1 protein-coding gene is annotated in these 1,596 nt (G+C 57.8%); it reads right to left on the bottom strand.

The window, feature by feature from the left end:
• Positions 1 to 96: 96 nt before the first annotated feature.
• Positions 97 to 1,518: an IS1182 family transposase gene (locus BM186_RS26015; protein WP_074919345.1), complete on the bottom strand. Its 1,422-nt coding sequence runs from the start codon at positions 1,516 to 1,518 to the stop codon at positions 97 to 99.
• Between the last annotated feature and the right edge of the window lie 78 nt (positions 1,519 to 1,596).

Raw genomic sequence — 1,596 nt, 5'->3', positions numbered from 1 at the left:
CAGAGCGTGTGAAAACGCACTGACGCCAGAAAAATCCAACGCCCCGACTGGTTCGGGGCGTTGGTGTTTTTGAAGCATGGAAATGGAAAGCGGGATTTACCCCAACAGCTCGATCAACCGACGGGCACCCATCACATTGATGGCACGCTTCAGGTTGTAGGCGTTGACCGCCAGGGCCATTTCCGTCCGAGCGCCCTGCAGTTGTCGGAGCAGGAAGCGACCATTACCCAAAATCCATTGCTTCAGGTTGCCGAAGGGATGTTCGACGATGGAGCGGCGCCTGACCATCATCTCTGGATGCACCTGCATCCGCTGATGCATGCGTTCGAATGCGGCCTCATGGACATGCCGAGTCACGTGTCGACGTTTAGCCTTGGTGCAGCGTGATTTCAATGGACAAGCCGTGCAGTCGCCGCGTAGAGCATAAATGCGCTGTAGGCCGTTTACCTGCTTGAGCGATAACCATTGGCCTGCAGGGCATTGGTACTGGTCGTTTTCTACGTCGTAGCTGAAGGCGCTGCGATCGAATAGCGGCGTGTCGTCGCCCTTGTTATTTATGCCCCGATTCTCCGGCACATAGGCCGTAATCCCAGCATCATCACACGCTTGAAACTGCTCACCATTGGAGTAGCCCGCATCGGCTGTAACCGTCAGCTCTTCCTGCGCCAGGATCGCCTGGGCAGCCTTGGCCATAGGTTCCAGTTGCTGGTTATCACTGCCGTCCTGAGTGACAGCATGATGCACGATCAGCCCATGCTCGCCATCCACCGCGTTTTGCACGTTATAAGCCACGCGAGCCCCCTGGTGGGTACGCATCATGCGGGCCTCGCTCTCACCCACTACGAACTGCTCCAGCCCCTGTACCTCCATCAACGCCTGGGCTGTCAGGTTATCGGCATGTCGGCTCTCCAGCTGCTGCAGCGCAGCCTTGACCGCACTGCGATCAACCACTTCAGCGGCCTCACTGCGGTCAGCCTCGTCCAGTTCGGCCAGATAACGGGCGATCTGCGCCTCCAGCTTGGCTTGTTGACGCTTGAGCTTCGTCAGGCTCAGATGCTTGCGTTGCGACGCTACCGCCTGAAACTTGCTGCCATCGATGGCCACGAGTTGCCCGCTGATCAGTCCCACCTGGCGACAGAACTGGACGAAGGTGCGGCAGGTCGCCTGAAAAGCAGCGCTGTTGTCCTTGCGAAAATCAGCAATGGTCTTGAAATCCGGTGCCAATCGGCCCAGCAGCCACATCACCTCGACATTGCGTTGGCACTCGGCTTCCAGGCGCCGGGAGGAGCGGATGCGCTGGAAGTAACCGTACAGATAAAGCTTGAGTAGATCCGCTGGATCATAGCCAGGACGTCCAGTCTTGAGTGGTTCGGCCTTGCTGAAACCCAGAGCCTGCAAATCCAGGCGGGCGACATAGGCCTCGATCACCCGTACCAGGTGATCCTCCGGCACCAGCTCCTCCAATGTGGGAGGAAACAGGCTGCTTTGCTGACGACCTTCGCCCTGGATGTAGCCCATAAACGACAATGCCCCCATCGAATGATGGAGGCATTGTCTTCAGCTTGCTCTCCGACTGCTAGGTTTTCACACAGTCTG

The organism is Ectopseudomonas toyotomiensis (genome assembly GCF_900115695.1).
Classification (GTDB): domain Bacteria; phylum Pseudomonadota; class Gammaproteobacteria; order Pseudomonadales; family Pseudomonadaceae; genus Aquipseudomonas; species Aquipseudomonas toyotomiensis.
The sequence above is the reverse complement of the archived record's forward strand: the minus strand, read 5'-3'. Positions and strand labels throughout refer to the sequence as shown.

Coding starts and splice junctions, on each gene's coding strand:
- BM186_RS26015 (WP_074919345.1), bottom strand. CDS start 1,518: ATGGGCTACATCCAGGGCGAAGGTCGTCAGCAAAGCAGCCTGTTTCCT.